This window comes from Azospirillum sp. B2RO_4 (assembly GCF_051124815.1).
Taxonomy (GTDB): domain Bacteria; phylum Pseudomonadota; class Alphaproteobacteria; order Azospirillales; family Azospirillaceae; genus Azospirillum.
On the sequence record NZ_CP118489.1, the window covers coordinates 67,840 to 85,932 of the forward strand.

General features: G+C 67.8%; 19 protein-coding genes. 10 read left to right on the top strand and 9 right to left on the bottom strand.

What is annotated here, in order from left to right:
- The first annotated feature begins 79 nt into the window (after positions 1 to 79).
- The 6 genes from nosP (at position 80) to PWS46_RS23830 (ending at position 4,864) form a co-directional block, all read left to right on the top strand.
- Positions 80 to 1,240: a nitric oxide-sensing protein NosP gene (gene nosP, locus PWS46_RS23805; RefSeq protein ID WP_434624030.1), complete on the top strand. Its 1,161-nt coding sequence runs from the start codon at positions 80 to 82 to the stop codon at positions 1,238 to 1,240.
- 3 nt (positions 1,241 to 1,243) lie between these two features.
- Complete coding sequence (locus PWS46_RS23810) at positions 1,244 to 3,076, top strand: ATP-binding response regulator (RefSeq protein WP_434624032.1); 1,833 nt, start codon at positions 1,244 to 1,246, stop codon at positions 3,074 to 3,076.
- A 57-nt stretch (positions 3,077 to 3,133) separates the two neighbouring features.
- Complete coding sequence (locus tag PWS46_RS23815; protein WP_434624035.1) at positions 3,134 to 3,853, top strand: endonuclease III domain-containing protein; 720 nt, start codon at positions 3,134 to 3,136, stop codon at positions 3,851 to 3,853.
- A gap of 93 nt (positions 3,854 to 3,946) precedes the next feature.
- Positions 3,947 to 4,180, top strand: coding sequence for a DUF2281 domain-containing protein (locus PWS46_RS23820; protein WP_149269270.1), 234 nt, complete (start codon positions 3,947 to 3,949; stop codon positions 4,178 to 4,180).
- Positions 4,177 to 4,539: a type II toxin-antitoxin system PemK/MazF family toxin gene (locus tag PWS46_RS23825; RefSeq protein WP_434624037.1), complete on the top strand. Its 363-nt coding sequence runs from the start codon at positions 4,177 to 4,179 to the stop codon at positions 4,537 to 4,539. The genes PWS46_RS23820 and PWS46_RS23825 overlap by 4 nt, the downstream gene beginning before the upstream one ends.
- Positions 4,540 to 4,678: 139 nt before the next feature.
- Positions 4,679 to 4,864, top strand: coding sequence for a hypothetical protein (locus tag PWS46_RS23830; protein WP_109156220.1), 186 nt, complete (start codon positions 4,679 to 4,681; stop codon positions 4,862 to 4,864).
- A gap of 60 nt (positions 4,865 to 4,924) precedes the next feature.
- On the opposite strand, the gene PWS46_RS23835 is transcribed toward PWS46_RS23830, so the two are convergent.
- On the bottom strand, positions 4,925 to 6,433 hold the full coding sequence (locus PWS46_RS23835) for an acetyl-CoA hydrolase/transferase family protein (RefSeq protein WP_434624039.1): 1,509 nt from the start codon (positions 6,431 to 6,433) through the stop codon (positions 4,925 to 4,927).
- A gap of 348 nt (positions 6,434 to 6,781) precedes the next feature.
- Here PWS46_RS23835 and PWS46_RS23840 point away from each other — a divergent pair, with 348 nt between their 5' ends.
- A complete protein-coding gene (locus PWS46_RS23840; RefSeq protein ID WP_434624041.1) occupies positions 6,782 to 7,519 on the top strand; it encodes a helix-turn-helix domain-containing protein in 738 nt (245 codons plus the stop codon).
- On the opposite strand, the gene PWS46_RS23845 is transcribed toward PWS46_RS23840, so the two are convergent.
- The 3 genes from PWS46_RS23845 to PWS46_RS23855 form a co-directional block, all read right to left on the bottom strand.
- The gene (locus PWS46_RS23845; protein WP_434624042.1) at positions 7,512 to 8,198 is read right to left on the bottom strand and encodes an alpha/beta fold hydrolase; all 687 of its coding nucleotides are present in this window, start codon (positions 8,196 to 8,198) and stop codon (positions 7,512 to 7,514) included. The two genes, PWS46_RS23840 and PWS46_RS23845, sit on opposite strands and share 8 nt — an antisense overlap.
- A 204-nt stretch (positions 8,199 to 8,402) precedes the next feature.
- A complete protein-coding gene (locus tag PWS46_RS23850) occupies positions 8,403 to 8,789 on the bottom strand; it encodes a hypothetical protein (RefSeq protein WP_434624044.1) in 387 nt (128 codons plus the stop codon).
- Between the two features lie 108 nt (positions 8,790 to 8,897).
- Positions 8,898 to 9,521, bottom strand: a complete 624-nt coding sequence (locus PWS46_RS23855; protein ID WP_434624046.1) for a DedA family protein — start codon at positions 9,519 to 9,521, stop codon at positions 8,898 to 8,900.
- A gap of 145 nt (positions 9,522 to 9,666) precedes the next feature.
- Between PWS46_RS23855 and PWS46_RS23860 the strand changes: the two genes are divergently transcribed.
- On the top strand, positions 9,667 to 10,146 hold the full coding sequence (locus PWS46_RS23860) for an Lrp/AsnC family transcriptional regulator (protein WP_109152757.1): 480 nt from the start codon (positions 9,667 to 9,669) through the stop codon (positions 10,144 to 10,146).
- 141 nt (positions 10,147 to 10,287) lie between these two features.
- On the opposite strand, the gene PWS46_RS23865 is transcribed toward PWS46_RS23860, so the two are convergent.
- Entirely contained in the window at positions 10,288 to 11,541 is a 1,254-nt protein-coding gene (locus PWS46_RS23865; RefSeq protein ID WP_434624048.1) for a winged helix-turn-helix domain-containing protein, read from the bottom strand.
- 133 nt (positions 11,542 to 11,674) lie between these two features.
- On the opposite strand from PWS46_RS23865, the gene PWS46_RS23870 reads away from it, so the two are divergent.
- On the top strand, positions 11,675 to 12,877 hold the full coding sequence (locus PWS46_RS23870) for an NnrS family protein (RefSeq protein WP_434624049.1): 1,203 nt from the start codon (positions 11,675 to 11,677) through the stop codon (positions 12,875 to 12,877).
- 6 nt (positions 12,878 to 12,883) lie between these two features.
- Here the strand turns inward: PWS46_RS23870 and PWS46_RS23875 are convergent, their stop codons facing one another.
- From PWS46_RS23875 to PWS46_RS23890, 4 genes are all read right to left on the bottom strand, one after another.
- Positions 12,884 to 13,258: a response regulator gene (locus PWS46_RS23875; protein ID WP_085092257.1), complete on the bottom strand. Its 375-nt coding sequence runs from the start codon at positions 13,256 to 13,258 to the stop codon at positions 12,884 to 12,886.
- A gap of 160 nt (positions 13,259 to 13,418) precedes the next feature.
- The gene (locus PWS46_RS23880) at positions 13,419 to 13,811 is read right to left on the bottom strand and encodes a hypothetical protein (RefSeq protein ID WP_434624056.1); all 393 of its coding nucleotides are present in this window, start codon (positions 13,809 to 13,811) and stop codon (positions 13,419 to 13,421) included.
- Positions 13,812 to 13,935: 124 nt separating this feature from the next.
- Entirely contained in the window at positions 13,936 to 16,671 is a 2,736-nt protein-coding gene (locus tag PWS46_RS23885) for a response regulator (protein WP_434624058.1), read from the bottom strand.
- Positions 16,668 to 17,513, bottom strand: coding sequence for a phosphate/phosphite/phosphonate ABC transporter substrate-binding protein (locus tag PWS46_RS23890; protein WP_434624060.1), 846 nt, complete (start codon positions 17,511 to 17,513; stop codon positions 16,668 to 16,670). Before PWS46_RS23890 ends, PWS46_RS23885 begins: the two co-directional genes overlap by 4 nt.
- 357 nt (positions 17,514 to 17,870) lie before the next feature.
- Here PWS46_RS23890 and PWS46_RS23895 point away from each other — a divergent pair, with 357 nt between their 5' ends.
- Positions 17,871 to 18,059, top strand: coding sequence for a hypothetical protein (locus PWS46_RS23895; RefSeq protein ID WP_434624062.1), 189 nt, complete (start codon positions 17,871 to 17,873; stop codon positions 18,057 to 18,059).
- The last annotated feature ends 34 nt before the right edge of the window (positions 18,060 to 18,093 follow it).

An 18,093-nucleotide genomic window follows, 5' to 3' on the forward strand; every position in this document is an offset into this window, starting at 1 on the left:
GCGCACCGAGAGGGAGGCGCAGGCGGCATCGATGTCCACAGGCGAGATCTCCGCAGACAACCCCTCCGCAAACGGCCCGGTGACGACCGCGTCCGGCGACGGCATGCCGCGCGCCGTGACCCATGCCGAACGCCCCGAAGAGGCGGCGCGGGAGTTGCGCGCCGGACTGGGCGAGGCGGCGCTGGAGCTGGTGGTGGTGTTCTGCGCCCCCAGCTACGACCGCGACGCCCTGGCCGACGCGCTGGCGCGCGAGTTCGGCATGGTGCCGGTCATCGGCTGCACCACGGCGGGGGAGATCGGTCCCGGCGGCTACACCACCAACGCCCTGGTGGCGGTGGGCTTCCCAAGCGAGGATTTCTGCATCGTCACCGCGCTGGTCGACCATGTCGACCGCTTCGAGATCGCCGACAGCACCGCCATCGCGCGCTCGCTGCTGTCGCGCCGCGACCGGGCGATGGCGAGCCGGCCGGTGCCGCTGGGCGAGGATGCCCGCAGCTTCGCCATGCTGCTGATCGACGGCCTGTCGATGAGCGAGGAGACGGTGGTCAGCGCGCTGCACAACGCGCTGATCGACATCCCGCTGTTCGGCGCCTCGGCCGGCGACGACCTGCATTTCGAGCGCACCTTCGTCCTGCACGAAGGCGCCTTCCATCCCAATGCGGCGGTGGTGACGCTGTTCACCACCAACCGGCCCTTCACCGTCTTCCGCACCCAGCATTTCGTCAGCTCCGACCGCAAGATGGTGGTCACCGGCGCCGACCCGCAGCACCGCATCGTCCACGAGATCAATGCCGAGCCGGCCGGCCGCGAGTACGCCCGGCTGGTCGGTCTGGAGGGCGAGCCGCTGACCCCGATGATCTTCGCCTCCCACCCGGTCGTGGTGCGGGTCGGCGGCCAGTATCATGTCCGCTCGATCCAGAAAGTGAATGACGACGAGAGCCTGACCTTCTTCTGCGCCATCGACGAGGGCATCGTCCTGACGGTGGCGGAGGGGGTCGATCCGGTCTCCAACTTCGACGGGCTGATCGCGGGCATCGAGGAGGAGGTCGGCGCTCCCGACCTGATCCTCGGCTGCGACTGCATCCTGCGCCGGCTGGAGATGGAGCAGCGGCAATTGAATGCCGTCATGTCGGAACGGCTGGCGCGCAACCGGGTTGTCGGATTCTGCGCCTACGGCGAACAGGTGAACGGCATGCACGTCAACCAGACCTTCACGGGCGTCGCCATCGGAGGGCGCTAAGCCATGGCCGGCATCCAAACCCGCAGCTGGACTCTCGATCCCGCCGACCGCATCGCCGAGCTTGAGCGCGAGAACGCCAAGCTGCAGCGCATCAACAAGGTGCTGATGGACCGGGTCGAGCGGTCGATGGACTTCCAGGGCGGCGCCTTCTCGCTGTTCCAGACCGCCATCGTGCTGGAGCAGAAGATCCGCGAGCGCACGCTGGAGCTGGAACGTGCCCTGCACAAGCTGGAGGACAGCAACCGCGACCTCGCCCGCGCCAAGGAACTGGCGGACACCATGCGGACTCGGCTGTTCGAGGCCATCGAGTCGGTGAACGAGGGCTTCGCCCTGTTCGACTCGTCCGACCGGCTGGTGCTGTGCAACCGCAAATACCTGTCCTACTGGCCGTCGGTGGCGGGGCGCATCCAGGCCGGCATCCGCTTCAACGATCTGGTGGCGATGGTCGCCGCCGCCGGTGCGGTCAGCGAACCGCCGCCCGACGTCTGGCTGCGCGAGCGGATGGAACACCGCCACGACCTGAAGGGCGTATTCCTGAACCGGCTGTCGGACGGCCGATGGATCCAGGTGAACGAGCGGCGGACCCGCGACGGCGGCATCGTCGGCGTTTACACAGACATCACCGTCATCAAGCATGAGGAGGAGCGGCGGCGCGAATCCGAGCAGGCGGAGAAATCCGCGCTGATGACGCTGAACGACCAGCTTCAGCAGGCGAAATCCCAGGCCGATCAGGCCAATCTGTCGAAGACCCGCTTCATCGCCGCCGCCAGTCACGATCTGCTGCAGCCCTTGAACGCCGCGCGCCTGTTCGTCTCGGCGCTGGCCGACCTGGAGCAGCCGGCCGGCAATGCCGAGCTGGTGGACAACATCGACGTCGCGCTGGCGTCGGTCGAGGATCTGCTGTCGGCGCTGCTCGACATTTCCAAGCTCGACGCCGGGGCGGTGACGCCGGAGGTCAGCGACTTCCCGCTGCGCGGCATCCTGGCGCCGCTCGCCACCGAATATGCCGCGGTGGCGGCGGAGCGCGGCATCGATTTGAAGGTGGTGGGATCGGGGGCGGTGGTGCGCAGCGACATGCGGCTGCTGCGCCGGATCGTGCAGAATTTCCTGTCCAACGCGTTGCGCTATGTCCAGGGCGGCCGGGTGGTGGTCGGCTGCCGCCGGACCGGCGACGGCAGCATCCGGATCGAGGTGTGGGACAACGGTCCCGGCATTCCGCGCGACAAGATCACCGAGATCTTCCAGGAGTTTCGCCGCCTCGACACCCCCGTCACCAAGGGGCGCGACCGCGGCATGGGGCTTGGCCTCGCCATCGTCGACCGCGTCGCGCGGATGCTGGGCCACCCGATCACCGTGCGGTCGGAGCCGGGCAAGGGTTCGGTCTTCGCCGTCACCGTGCCGCGCGGGACCGAACGCCGCGCGGCGCGCCCGGCCAGCATCGCCGCCCGGCCGATGACCAACCGGCTGGCCGGCACCTCGGTGCTGGTGCTGGACAACGAGCCGGCGGTGGTGGCGGGGATGGAGGCGCTGCTGCGCGGCTGGGCCTGCGACGTGGTGTCGGCCACCAACGGCGACGAGGCGCTGGCCCTGCTGTCCGGCATGCCGCAGCCGCCGGACCTGCTGATCGCCGACTATCACCTCGACGACGGGGCGCTGGGCGTCAACGAGGTGGCGCGGCTGCGCGCCGCCTGCGGCCGCATCCTGCCCGCCGTGATCGTCACCGCCAACCGCACGCCGGAACTGGCGGACGAGGCCAAGGCGGCCGGCTGTCTGGTGCTGAACAAGCCGGTGAAGCCGGCGCAGCTGCGCGCGGTGATGTCGGGGCTGGTGGGGTAGGGCGGAGCCTGATGATTTACCGGTAACGCCTTACCGGTTCGGCTGTTGTCGGTTCTCATGACCGACCCCGCTGCGTTGCGCGACAAGGCGCTCGAAATCCACCGGCTGCTGTGCACCGTCTATGGCTGCCCGGTCGCCTATTTCCACAGCCTCGACCCGCTGAGCGAGCTGGTGTCGTCGCTGCTGTCGCACCGCACCCGCAATGCCGCCTCGGGCGCCGCCTTCAAGGCGCTGCGGCGGCGCTGGCCGGATTGGGAAGCGGTACGCGACGCCCCGGTCGCGGAGGTGGAGGCGACCATCGCCGGCGTCACCTGGCCGGAGCAGAAGGCCCCGCGCATCCAGGCCATCCTGCGCCGCATCACCGAACGGGTCGGCAGCCTGTCGCTCGACCTGCTGTCCGGCATGACCGTGCCGGAGGCGCGTTCGTGGCTGGAGGAACTGCCGGGGGTGGGGCCGAAGACCAGTGCGGCGGTGCTGAGCTTCTCCACCCTGCGGCAGGCGGCCTTGCCGGTGGACAGCCATCACCACCGCGTCGCCGTGCGCACCGGCCTGATCCCCGCCAGCCTCGCCGTCGGCCCGTCGCATGCGGTTCTGTCAGCGCAGCTGCCGGCGGACTGGGACGCCCAGCAGGTCTACGACAACCACGAGGTCATGATGCTGCATGGCCAGCGCTGCTGTTACCATCAGGCGCCGGCCTGCGACCGCTGCGTGCTGCTGCGGCTGTGTCCGACGGGACAGGCTCTGCGTCCGTCGGAGGATGAGCGGGAGAGGGCGTGAGGGTGGGACGGCCGGGCGGTGAGGATGCCGGATTGACCTGATCCTGCTATAATGTACCGTCGTCAGGTACATGTTGCCGAAAGAGAGGTCGCCATGGGCTATGCTGAGCTGATCAAGAAGCTGCAGGCTTTGCCCGAAGACAAGCAGGCCGAAGTTTTTGATTTCGTCGAATTCCTGGCTGCCCGCTTCGCTGCTTCCAAGGATGCAGGAAGGGACGAGTGGTCCGGTAATCAATTCGCAGAGTTCAGCATGGAACAGGCGATGCGGGGGATGGAGGATGACCCCGTTACCTACAGCCGTGGCGATCTGCGGGAAGTCTGGCGATGAAACAGGCTGGTCAGATTGCGTTGGTGCCGTTCCCGTTCACGGATCTGAACGGGAGCAAGCTGCGGCCGGTATTGATGATCCGACAGGCATCGTCCCAGTTCGATGATTGGCTTGTCTGTATGGTTTCATCACAGGTCCGGCAAGCTGAACCCGATCTTGATGAAATTCTCACTCCCGAAGATCCCGATTTCAATGACACAGGCCTGAAGGTGACCAGCGTAGTGCGGTTGGGTCGGCTCGCTGTGATCGATGGAGCGCTGTTGAGCGGTCGAATTGGGGAGATTGGCACTGAGCGATTGGTTCGCCTACGCCATCGACTGGCCGCATGGTTGACCGATGCGCCGAAATCTCCGGATTGACGGAGCCACCTGCGTCGTTTTGTGCATTGCAACACGCAGCCATTCCCAGAATGCAGGACCGATCACCGGCAGCCGGGCGCATATAAGATCGTGAGGGCGACGAAGACGCCGCTCCGATCTTCATAAGACGAGGCCTGAGGTGATACACAAGATTCTGGACGCGATCGATGCCATCGTCGCGGAAAAACGTCAGAACGGTCAGCTTGAGGACTGGCTCAAGAGCGGGGCCGCAAAGCGTTTCTGCGAGAAGATTTCGTCCGAGCGCAAGCACTATTATCCCGCCTTGCTTCTCTACTTGGAGCGCAATGGCGGACAGCATGTCTGACCGGTACAGGTAACGGGAACGGGCCGCGGCATTCCGCGGCCCGCCCGTTTTTGAGGGCCCCTATCCGGCCGCCAGCGGCGTCGGCATCATGCTGCCGGTCTGCTGGAAGCGGGTGTGCCAGGCGAAGGCTTCCTCCAGCAGGTGGGGGGTGTGGCCGCCGCGCTGGAGCGCCCGGCGCTGATAGTCCGTCGCCAACTCGCGGTAGCTGGGATGGACGCAGTTGCGGATGATGGTCTCCGCCCGCTCGCGCGGTGCCAGACCGCGCAGGTCGGCCAGACCGACCTCGGTCACCAGGACGTCGACGTCATGTTCGTTGTGGTCGACATGGGTGACCATCGGCACGACGCTGGAGATGGCGCCGCCCTTGGCCAGCGACTTGGTGACGAAGATGGCGAGGTGGCTGTTGCGGGCGAAGTCGCCGGAGCCGCCGATGCCGTTCATCATCTGCGTGCCGTTGACGTGGGTGGAGTTGACGTTGCCATAGATGTCGCACTCCAGTGCCGTGTTGATGCCGATGACGCCAAGGCGGCGGATCACCTCCGGATGGTTGGAGATCTCCTGCGGACGCAGCAGCAGCCGGCCCTTGTAGGAGCCGATCTTCGGCAGCACTTCGGCATATTTGCCGGCGCTGAGCGTGATCGATGAGCCCGACGCGAAGTTCAGCTTGCCGGCGTCGAACAGCTCGAAGGTGCTGTCCTGCAACACCTCGCTGTACATGGTCAGGTCGTGGAACGGCCCGTCGATCAGCCCGTGCAGCACCGCGTTGGCGATGGTGCCGATGCCGGCCTGCAGCGGCGCCAGCGAGCGGCCCATCCGGCCCAGCTTCACCTCGCGGCCGAGGAACTCGATCAGGTGGCCGGCGATGGCGTTGGTCTCGTCGTCCGGCGGCAGGATGCTGGCGGAGCTGTCCTGTTTGCGGGTCACCACGATGGCGGCGATCTTCGACGGGTCGATCGGGATATAGGGCAGGCCGGCGCGGCTTTCCGCCGTCACCACCGGGATCGGCTCGCGGAAGGGGCGGCGGGTCGGAATGTAGACGTCGTGCATCCCCTCCAGATCCAGCGGCTGGGTCAGGTTCAGCTCGATGATGATCTTCTCGGCCAGGATGGCGAAGGTCGCCGAGTTGCCGATGGAGGTGGTCGGCACGATCCCGCCGTTTTCGGTGATGGCGCAGGCCTCGATCACCGCGACATCGACCGGCCCCATCTGGCGCGAGCGCAGCAGTTCCACCGTTTCCGAGAGATGCTGGTCGACGAACATCACCTCGCCGCGGTTGATTGCCTTGCGCAGAACCGGGTCGGCCTGGAAGGGCAGGCGGCGCGACAGCACCCCCGCCTCGGTCAGGATGCGGTCCACGTCGTTGCCCAGCGAGGCGCCGGTCATCAGCGTGATCTTCAGCTTTTCCGACGCGGCGCGCTCGGCCAGCGCCAGCGGAACCGCCTTGGCGTCGCCGGCGCGGGTGAAGCCGCTCATGCCCACGGTCATGCCGTCCTTGATGAGGAAGGCGGCCTCTTCCGCCGGAACCACCTTGCCCCACAGGGATTTCAGGCGGATGCGATCTCGGTACATCGGGCGTTCCTTTTATGAGTGCTTTTCGGCGAATGGCGAACGATCCGTGCCTTGGCGGTCGTATTTCTTGTTTGAAAATACTCATAAGGAGGCGCTGTCCGGCGCCGCAATTGTTCGTCCGGAATATCAGGCAACGCTCAAGTGAATGGGTGGGCGAATATCGGCTGACCGGTGCGCACTGCGGACGTCGACTTGGAGCGATGCCGTGGTAATTTACTGAAACTCAGTTTCGCGTTCTGGTATTTGTGGCGGCCGGCCGGTCCCGCACCTGTGCGCAGCTGTGTCTGTACGCGCCGGGGAGGAGGGCGTAGCATCGGCCCACCGAACCAACAGCAGGAGTCCGCCGGCGTGGCGTCCCCGCATCGGCCGACCGTCAGCACCCGCAGTTACGACGGGCATGAACGGCGGCACGCCCATGACCATCACCAGATCGTGCTGCCGGTCGCCGGGACCCTCGACATGGAGGTCGGCGGCGCCTGCGGGCGGGTGGGCGACGGGCGCGGGGTGCTGGTGGCCGACGGCGTGCCGCACAGCTTCCGCAGCGGCGGGACCAACCGCTTCGTCGTGCTGGACGTGCCGGCCGCCGGGTTGGTGCCGGAGGCGGCTGTCCGCGCCTGCGACGCCTTCTTCGCCATCGACAGCGCGCTGGACGGGCTGGTGCGCTATCTGGCGGCGGAGGCAGCCGACCGGCCGCTCGACCCGGTGCTGGCCCATCATGCGGCGGGGCTTCTGCTGCGCGCACTGGAGGCCCGTCAGCCGACGCCGGTATCGAGCGATCCCATCGACCGGGCCCTTGCCCTGATGGCGGAACGCTGCGGCGAGCCGCTTACCGTGGCGGAACTGGCCGAGGCGGCCGGTCTGGCGCCCAGCCGCTTCCATGAGCGCTTCCGTGCCCGCACCGGCAGCACCCCCGCCGCCATGCTGGCCGACCTGCGGCTGGACCGGGCGGAGGCGCTGCTGCGGGAGGGCCGGCTGCCGCTGGCCGAGGTGGCGCTGGCGGTGGGCTTCTCCGACCAGAGCGCCCTGACCCGCAGCCTGCGCCACCGCCGCGGCACCACGCCGGGGGCGGTGCGGAGGTCTAGATAGCGCGGGCCGCTTCGACGATCACCGCCGCCACCGCGTCCGGGCGCGACAGGTGGGGGGCGTGGCCGCTGTCGACCTCCACCGTCCGGGCGCCGATGCGCGACGCGGTGGCGCGCAGGAAGTCCGGCGGCAGCATGCGGTCGTTGGTGGCGACGACATACCAGGAGGGCCTGGTCTTCCAGGCGGCGGCGCTGACCTTGGTCGCGAAGCAGGTGGCGGCGACCGGCCCCTGGGTCGCGGCCAGCAGGGCGGCATCCTCCGCCGGCAGATCCTGGGCGAAGTTGCGGGCCATGCCCTCCGGCTTCAGGGTCAGGAAACGGTCCTTGTCCACCGACACGCCGGACAGGCCGGCCGAGGGCGGGAAGGGCTTCAGCGTGTCGTTCGGCGACTGCCCGGCGTCGGGAGCGAAGGCGGCGACGTAGACCAGCGATTTCACCCGTTCCTGATCGCCGATCTGGGTGATGACGGCCCCGCCCCAGGAATGGCCGACCAGCACCACCGGCCCCTTGGTCCGGTCGATGGCGCGCTGGACATGGGCGACATCGTCGTCGAGCGAGACCAGCGGGTTCTGCACCGCGACCGCCGCGAACCCTTCCGCCTGCAGGCGGGGAATCACCCGGCCCCAGGAGGAGCCGTCGGCGAAGGCGCCATGGACGAGGATGATGGTGGGGGTGGAACTCATGAGAAGGCGCTCCCGCTGGCGGTCGGATCGGCCAGTCAGAGCATGGCCGCGCCGCCGCCGTCCAGCCGGGGCTGGGAGCTTTTTCTCAGGATGGAAAAGGGTTTGTCCCTCAGTTTATTAAGGTATGATGAAAATCGCATGAAAACGGTGCGACTTACCAGCATGCAAAATGCAAATAACTTCCCGTATCGCATGAAATAGTTATCATCTAATTTTCTTTAATACAACCACACCATTCTTATTGCTCTCTACTTTATAGCCGCTATACAGAGTTTTGAGAATGCCGACCCCACCTGCGGCAACAGCAAGGCTGATTGCGAAGGCCGTTGTGGACGCACCAAGTATACTAACAGCAGCTCCTCCACCGATTGCGCTGGCAGCAAAATTTGCACCGCCAGTTACTGGAGCGGTGGCGGGCGCACTAATCAGCGCATAAGCAGACAGTCCAATGGCGCCAATTGCCACTAACCAAGCAACCTTTCCTGTTGCTTTTATTTTTAAAATCTTTTTTGCCAAGTCTCCTTCAATGGATATTGTGTCTTGTCCCTTATTAATTGCATCTTTCAATTCGGAATTTGACGATATAGGCATTGGTGGGCAATCTCCGGTTCAGTTTGGAAAGTTTTTGATTTGAATACAAATGTAACGCTAATCTATTCTATTAGAACTGACAGAAGTTATCAAATAAAAATACCACGGCTATTCTGCCGGCTGCCCACCCATTCGCCGGCCGAAAGTCGCGACGCGGTAGACGTACCAGATGGCGATGCCGGCGGCGACGATGTTGGACACCGGGTTCAGCCAGCCGGCGACCTGCTGATAGCGGTCCTCCAGCAGATAGCCGGCGCTGGCGAGGAAGGTCGTCCAGATCGCCGTGCCGACCGTGGTGTAGAGCAGGAACGGGGCCAGCGGCATCTCCGACACCCCGGCGGGAATCGAGATGAGCGTGCGCACCGCCGGGATCATCCGGCCGATCAGCACCGAGCGGCCGCCATGCTCGCGGAAGCGGACGGCGGCCTGATCGACCTCCTCCGGCGCGATGGTCAGCCAGCGGCCATGGCGCCCGGCCCAGCGCTTCAGCCGGCGGCAGCCGACCCAGCGGCCGATCAGATACCAGAACAGCGCCCCCAGCACGGCGCCGCCCGTGCCCGAGACGATGACCATCACCAGCCCCAGCTCGCCGCGCGCGGCGGTGAAGCCGGCCAGCGGCAGGATCAGCTCCGACGGGATGGGGGGAAACAGGTTCTCGGCGAACATCAGCAGAGCGACGCCGACATAGCCGGTGTGCTCCACCATACCGACGATCCAATCGAACACGACCATTCTCCCACACTTGGCGCCCAACCCCACCGTCGGACCAACACCGGGAAGGGTGGATTGGTTGCATGGAGGGGCTCGCACCGGCGGGCGGCTCTGCTTATGTTTGCAGATGTAACGATTGGATGGACGGAGGAGGGGGAAGACGCAGATGGCGGCGATCAAGCTCGACCGGCATGAGAAGGGCATCCTGACGGCCCTGCAGGAGAACGCCCGCCTGACCATGCAGGAGCTGGGCGACACCGTCGGCCTGTCGGCCTCGCCCTGCTGGCGCCGGGTGCGGTCGATGGAGGACATCGGCGTCATCCGCCGCTACACGGTGCAGCTCGACCCGCGCAAGCTGGGGCTCGGCGAATGCGTCTTCGCCCATGTCACGCTGGAACGCCACAAGGAGAATGCGGTCGAACAGTTCGAGACCGCCATCGCCGACATGCCGGAAGTGCTGGAATGCTTCGCCGTCACCGGCGACGCCGATTACCTGCTGCGCATCGTCGTGCCGACGACGGAGGATTACGGCCGCTTCCTCAGCGAACGCATCTTCTCCATCCCGGCGGTGTCGCACGTCAAATCGAGCGTGACCCTGAAGGAGGTCAAATTCGAGACCCGGCTGCCGCTGGATCATCTGGAGTGAGGGGGTCGGCGCCACAGCATCGCGAAGACCTGAGTCGGCCGTCATTCCCGCGAAGGCGGGAATCCAACCACATCAGGAGCTTATGCGCGGAGCTTCCTGGATCCCCGCCTTCGCGGGGATGACGGTTGAATGAGGCACCTTTCAGCTCCGGTCGAACTCATGCCCCGCCTGTTGCAGCTCCGCCGCCAAGGCCGGCGCCAGATCGCCGCCGCCGGTCATCGTTACCCGCTCCAGCCCCAGCCAGCCGGCCAGACGGCGCAGTTCCGCCGCAAGAGGAGGGGCGACGGCTTCGTGGCTGGCGTGGGATTCGGTGTGGGCGGCTTGGACCAGCAGGGCGGAGGCCTTGCGGTCGGACTTCAGGTCGACGCGGGCGGCGATGCGCTCGTCCATCAGGAAGGGCAGGACGTAATAGCCATGCTCCCGCTTGTGGGCGGGGGTGTAGATCTCCAGCCGGATGCGGGCGCCGAACAGACGTTCGGTGCGCTGCCGCTCCCAGATCAGCGAATCGAAGGGGGAGAGCAGGGCGCGGGCCGGGGCCTTGCGCGGAATGCGCAGGTCGGGGGTGACGTAGGCGGCACGCTCCCAACCCTCCACCGTCACCGGGATCAAGTCGCCGGCCTCCACCAACTCGGCGATGCGCAGGCGGGCGTCGGCGACCTCCAGCCGGTGATAGTCGCGCAGGTCGCGTTCGGTCGCCACGCCATGGGCGCGGGCGGCGATGCGCAGGAGGGCGCGCTGGGCTTCGTCCTCGTCCGGGGTGGGGGTGTCCAGGACGGTGGATGGCAGTACCCGCTCCGGCAGGTCGTAGAGACGCTCGAAACCGCGGCGGCCGGCGGTGGTGACCAGACCGGCCCAGAACAGGAACTCCACGGCCCGCTTGCCGTCGCTCCACCCCCACCAGCCGCCGGCCCCGCGCCCGGCCTCGGACAGTTCCGAGGCGCCCAGCGGCCCGCGCGCCGCCACTTCGGCCAGGACCGAGTCGATGTACGGGCGGCGCTCGGCGGCGAAGCGCGCCAACTCGCCATAGATGCCCTCGCCGCGTTCGGCCCGCGCCATGCGCCAGCGGAACAGCGGCTGCTGTTCAACCGGGATCAGCGACGCCTCGTGGCCCCAATATTCGAACAGCGCCCGCCGCTTGCCGCCATAGGCCAGCCGGTCGAGCAGCGCCGCCTCGTACGGCCCCAGCCGCGAGAACAGCGGCAGGTAATGGGAGCGCACCAGCACATTGACCGAATCGATCTGCACCAGCCCCAACCGCCCGATCAGGCGCCGGGCATGGCGAGCCTCGACCGGATCGGCGTCGGGGGGCGTGTTGGGGAAGCCATTTGGGAAGCCTTGCGCCGCGATGGCGACGCGGCGGGCCTCGTGCAGGGACAGGCTGTCGGGACGGGGCATGGACCTGAAAGGAAAGGAAGCGGGGGAGCAGCTTGCGAATGCGTTTGATTTTCGTCAAGGCGGCACGGGGGCGGGGGGCGCAGGCTGACGGTCAATCCTGCACTGCAGCACCCGTTTTGCGGAGTCCCCCTTCATGTCCTCCCCCAGTCTTGCCGGCCGCGACGACGGCCCCGCCATCCCGATCCTGTTCCAGTATGGCTTCCGATTCTTCTTCCTGTTCAGCGGCGTGGCCGCCGTCGGGCTGCTCGGCGCTTGGCTGGGCGTGCTGGTGACCGGGGAATGGCCGGAGCATGCGGTGGGCGCCAGCGCCTGGCATGCCCATGAGATGCTGTTCGGCACGGTGGTGGCCGCCGTCGCCGGCTTCCTGCTGACCGCGGTGCCGAGCTGGACCGGAACCAAGGCGGTGTCCGGCGCGCCGCTGATGGCGCTCGCGGCCTTGTGGATCGCCGGCCGCGTCGCCGTCTTCCCCTGGACCGGCATGCCGGAGCCGGTGGCGGCGGTGATCGACATCGCCTTCCTGCCGGGCCTGGGGCTGGCGCTCGCCCGGCCGCTGGTGGCGGCGGGCAAGTGGCGGAACAGCGCCTTCCTGATCCTGATCGGGCTGCTGACGGCGGCCAACCTGCTGATCCATCTGGACTGGCTGGAGATGCTGGACGGCGGGGCGGATGCCGGCTTCGCGCTGGGCCTGGGCGTCGTGCTGATGATGGTGACGGTGCTCGGCGGGCGCATCCTGCCGGCCTTCACGCGCAACGGGCTGGGCAAGGCGGGGATCGGCGTGCGGTCCTGGCCGATGGTGGAGCGGCCGGTGCTGGTGCTGACGCTGGCGCTGATCCCGGCGGCGATGGTGGCGCCGGACTCCATGGTCACCGGGCTGATCGCGCTCGCCGCCGCGCTGGCCCATGCGGTGCGGCTGGCCGGCTGGCAGGGCTGGAAAGCCTGGCGCTCGCCGATCCTGTGGATCCTGCATGTGGGGTATCTGTGGGTGCCGGTGGCGCTGGGCTTGCGCGGGCTGCATGCCCTGGCCGGACTGCCCGCGGCGGCGGGGACCCATGCGATGACGGTCGGCGCCTTCGCCACCCTGATCCTGGCGGTGATGAGCCGCGCCTCGCTCGGCCACACCGGCCGGCCGCTGGTGGTGTCGCGGCCGACTGTCGCCGCCTATGTGCTGCTGACGGTCGCGGCGGTCGCCCGCACCGCCTCGCCGATCCTGCCGGTCGAGTGGGTCTGGGCGGCGCTGCAATGGTCGGGCTATGCCTGGGTCGCGGCCTTCGCCCTGTACCTCGCCGCCTATGCCCCGGTCCTGCTGTCTCCGCGCGTCGACGGGCGGCCGGGCTGATTGATGTCAGGCCGCGCCGCGGAAATAGCGGTCGATGGCGTCGGTCATCTCGACCTCGCGGAAGGGCTTGGTCAGGACAGGGCGGTCCTGATGGCTCTGCGGCAGGCCGGCGGCGCCATGGCCGGTGGTGAAGACGAAGGGGATGCCCCGGGCGCTCAGAGCGTCGGCGACGCTGTCGACGCGCTCCCCGCGCAGGGTGACGTCCAGCAGGGCGGCGTCGATGCCGCCCTTGGCGATCAGCTCCAGCGCCTCCGCCACCGTACCGGCGGGGCCGACGACGCCGACATTCTGGACTTCCAGCGAATCCTCGATGGCCATGGCCACCAGCGGCTCGTCCTCGACGAGCAGGATGCGCAAGGGCTTCGATCGGTCGGCTTCCATGGACAATCGGCTCGCTGCTGGTCGGGTCTGTCGTCGGCCGTCAGATGGGGGGCTTGATCCCATATGACAACTGGCGTGAGCTTTTCCGTTCAGCCGTCCGTTTGTCCACTCCGACCTTGGTCATCGCCCATTGGGCCATCCGCGAGCTATGGCTTGACTATCACCCCAGATCATCAAGCGCCTGTTGGAGGGACGGATAAAGCGCCTCCACCAACGACCCGTCCGGCCGCACCGGCGACGGCAGGGTGTCGGCCCCTTCCAGCGCCCGGAACAGCGGCAGGCCGCCGACCTCGACGAAGCCGCCGCGTTCGCCATACTGGCCGACGATCCAATCCTTGACCGCCGGGTCGCCGTCCAGCGCGTTGTTGTGCGAAATCAATGCATGGGTGCCGTCGTCGGACCGGCGATACCAGGCACGGCAGCCGTCGCCGAGATCCATCGGCGTGAAGCCGGCCTCGGCCATCGCCCGCCGCACTGCCGGGCGCACCCGGTCGGTCCGCAAGCCGTTCCGTTGGTCGGTCCGGTGTTCGAGATCGTCCGCAAGGTCGGTCATTTCGCCTCTCTGGTCATGGTCCTGAAGGGACAACGCATCAGGGAGGCTTTTGTGCCGGGCGGGCCTGTCCGAATGTGGAGGGAGCGGCTGCCTGTTGGTGGCTGTCGGGCCGCCGCCTATCCGTTCAGACGTTTAGCGGCTTGCGGGTGCGGAGTGCGGCAAGGGAGCGGTCGAGCAGGTCGCGCAACCGGTCCTCCTGCTCCAGAACCGCCGAGGATGGGGCATGTTCCAGCTCCTTCGCCAATCGGCCGAGGGCGGCGGCGCCGAGATTCAGCGAGGTGCCCTTCAGCGTGTGGGCGGTGCGGTTGTGCGGCTCCCCGGCGCGGGCCTGGGCGACCATGCCGTCGATGGTCTTCTGCCCGTTGTCGGTGAATCCGGCGACGGAGGCGGTCCAGTCGTCGGCCGTCAGCACCTCCAGCAGCAAGGACACCTGCTCCTCATCCAGCAGGTCGGAGTCCGCAGCGGCAGGCGGATCGGCTGGCAGAACGGTCATGACGGCCTCCGGATCGGCGGGTACGGGTGCGGGGGGCGCAGCAACGTCATTGCCCAGCACGGATGCCATTTCGGCAAAGAGCAGGGCGGCACGCAAGGGCTTGGTGACGAAGCCGTTCATCCCCGCCGACAGACATTCCGGCCGCGAGCTGCCCGACGCATGGGCGGTCAGTGCCAGGATGGGGACGTTGCCCGTCGGGCCGGGCAGTTCGCGGACGCGGCGGGTGGCGGTCAAACCATCCATGCCCGGCATCTGGATGTCCATCAGCACGAGGTCGAAGGGCTGGTCGCGCACCATGCGCACCGCCTCCCCGCCGCTGGCGGCCAGCGCCACGCTGTGGCCGGCGCGTTCCAGGATGCCGCGGACGATGTCGCGGTTCACCTCGATGTCGTCGACCGCCAGCACGCGCAGCGGCGGCAAGGCCGCGGCGCGCGCCGCCTCGCCGACGCTGGTGCCGTGACCGTGCTCGATGCGGCGCAGGGCCGACGGGTCGCCGGGGCGGGCGACGACGGTGAAGCGGAAGACGCTGCCGCGGCCGGGGGCGGTGTCCACCGCGATGCTGCCGCCCATCAGCAGGCAGAGGTCGCGGCAGATCGCCAGCCCCAGACCGGTGCCGCCATAGCGCCGGGTGATGGAGCTGTCGGCCTGGGTGAAGCGGTCGAACAGGGTCGCCACCGAACCCGGCGCGATGCCGATGCCGGTGTCCTCGACCTCGAATTCCAGCAGGAAGGAGTCGGGGTGGCCATAGCCGATGAGGTCGGCGGGGGCGCGGTCCAGCCGGCGCACCCGCACGGCGACATGGCCCTCCTCGGTGAACTTCACCGCGTTGCCGACCAGATTGAACAGGATCTGGCGCAGGCGGGCCGGGTCGGTGACGATCACCTCCGGCACCGACGGCATCAGCCGGGCCGACAGCTCCAACCCCTTGTCGGTGGCGTTCGGGCGCAGCACCTCCAGCACGCCGTCGATCAGCTGGGGCAGGGCGCAGTCCGCCTCCTCCAGGTCGATGCGGCGGGCCTCCAGCTTCGACAGGTCGAGGATGTCGTCCAGCAGCCGCAGCAGCGTCTCGGCCGAGCGGCGGGCGACGTCGGCCAGCCGCTTTTCCTCCATCGGCAGGGAGGCGTCGGCCAGCAGGGTCAGGTTGCCCAGCACGCCGTTCATCGGGGTGCGCAGCTCGTGGCTGACGGTCGCCAGGAACTCGGTCTTCGACCGGCTGGCGGCCTCCGCCTTCTCCTTCGCCTGAAGGAGCTGCTCGGCCGCCTGTCGCGGCTCGGTCACGTCGATGCACAGCCACAGCTTGCCGATGGCGGATCCCGCCGCGTTGCGCACCGGCACATTGTGCCAGCTGACGATGCGGCCGTCGGTCAGCGTCATCTCGCGCCGCTCGTCGCCGTCTATCGCCGACAGCAGGGTGTAGTCGGTATCGCGCGGGGCGTTGCCGGCATTGGCCAGCGTCTCGTCCAGCCGGTCGCCGACCGGCGCCCCGGCGATCTCGAACAGGGCGGAGAAGGCCGGGTTGGCGTAGGCGATGCGCCCGTCGCCGCCGACGAACAGCACGCCGAAATCCATCGCCGACAGCAGTGCGGACAGGCGCGCGCGTTCCTGCTCCACGTCGCGGGCCAGCGCCTCCTGTTCGTCGAGCGCGACGGTCAACTGGTCGACGCGCTCCTTGATGGCGTGGGACATGGTGTTGAAGGCGGCACCCAGCCGGCCGATGTCGTCGTCGCCCTCCGCCAGTTCGGGCGGGCTGTAGTCGCCGGCCGCCACCCGTTCGCTGGCCCGCGCCAGCGCCGCCAGATGGCGGGTCAGCCACAGGCCAAGCAGGGTCAAGAGGCCGGCCGACAGCAGGATCTCCGACAGGGCGATTGCGATGCCCTGGGTCAGCAGGTCGCGCCGCGCCTGGACGATGTGCAGCAGGTCGAGACCGAACTGCACCGCGCCCAGCTTCTGCCCGGCCAGCGACACCGGCACCGCCACGTCGTAGCGGGCGATGCCGTCCTTGGCGTCCAGCGTCAGGGCGGGGTCCGGATCAGGCAGCGCGCGGTCCTGCGGCCAGCCGCTGGTCGCGACCAGCCGGCCGCTGCTGTCGCTGACGGCGAGATAGACGACCCCGCCGGTGGAGCGGCTTTCGTCCAGCACCGCCTGCAGCGTCGCATAGTCGCGCTGGGCCAGCGGCGCCACCAGCGCGGCGTTCAGCACCGGCGCTACCTGCCCGGCATGCAGCCTTGCCTGCTCGGCGAGGCTGCCATAGAGCAGGCGCACGCTGTTGGCGACCAGCAGGGTCAGCATGATCGCCTCGACCGCCATTGCGGCCACCAGCATGCGCCCGCGCAGGGTCTTCCAGGGCGCCAGACGCCGGAGGATCATTTGCCGGCCTTCAGGACGTTCCGGACCTCGTCGGACAGCGGCTCCATCGCCTCCAGCTCCTCATCGGTGACGAGGCGGTAGCCGTCGAGCTGGTTGGCCTCGAAATAGGTCTTGCCCTCCGCCGTCTCGCCGAAGGCGAACAAGGCCTTTCGCAGCGGCTCAGCCAGGGCTGCCTGCCTGCCGTTCAGCATATAGACGCGGCCGGCCATCGGTCGGCTTTCGGCAATGGTGGACAGCTGGGCCTGCACCTCCGGCGCCAGCTTGGCGCGGTTGGCGAGCGACATGAAACCGGCCGACGCATCGCCGGCCAGGATCAACTGGGCCACGCTGTCGGCGGCGCTGACATAGCGGATCTGGATGCCGGGCAGCTTCTGGCCGGCGAGCCAGTGCTGGCCCCACAGCGTCACCAGCGAGGACGGGCTGAGCCCCAGGACGGTGGTGCCGGCGAGCGACGCCGCCGTCTGGTGCGGTCCTTTGGCGGCGGTCACCACCACGGCGCGGAAGTCGGCCTTGTAGGTCAGCAGCGGCAGATAGCCGGCATCCTTGCGCAGCATCTCCGCCTGATGGCCGGTGGTAACGGCGATGTCGTATTCCTGGTCCATCGCCCGGCGGGCGAAGGCGGTAAAGTCTGGGGCCGTCACGATCTCCACCGGCCGGCCCAGCGCCGCCTCCACCGCGCGGCGGACGGGCTGGTACTGTTCGATGATGACGCGGGCGCTGGTGTGCGGGGCGATGCCGATGCGGAACGCCTGCTCCGCCGCGAGGGCCTGAGCGGGAGTCGCCAGCCCGCACAGCAGGGCGGAGCAGAGCGCGGCAAGGCCGGCCAACAGACGCTTTGTCATGGGTTTCGGATCCCTACGTTGTGCAGGCGTGAAATGCCGGCGCATGAACGGACAGCATTCGTGACGGCGACGGCCCAGCCAGGATGTAGGACGAAAGATATAACATTCGATAAATGCCGCAGGTAGGGACAAGAGCGCGCAGGGAGGCCCGTTTCGCGTACGTCACGGCCGGTTTCGCGCGATCCGGAAAGTCCGTGGAACTTTGACCATTCCTGTTCGCATCAATCTGCCGGCCTTGCGCAACTTTGAAACGGGAGTTGGGAAGGATTCGGTGGCCGTCCAAGAAAGATCACGCTTTGGTTGCGGGGTGGTCCGTTATGTGTCGGGCGTGCCCTATCGCCGCAAAGGACCTTCACAGTGCCGGAACGAGCCCGCAACCCGCAGTCCTCCACCTGCCGCGCCATCCGCCTGCTGCGCGACCACAGTCGTGGCTGCGACAGCATCGAAACCCGGCGCCTGCTGATCCACACCGAACGCTGGCTGGTCTGGATGCTCCGCCGCGAAGAGGGCGAGGACCTGCCGGCGCCGGCGGAACTGGCGGGGTGATCCGGCCCAAACGAAAACAGGCCCCCTCCCGGTC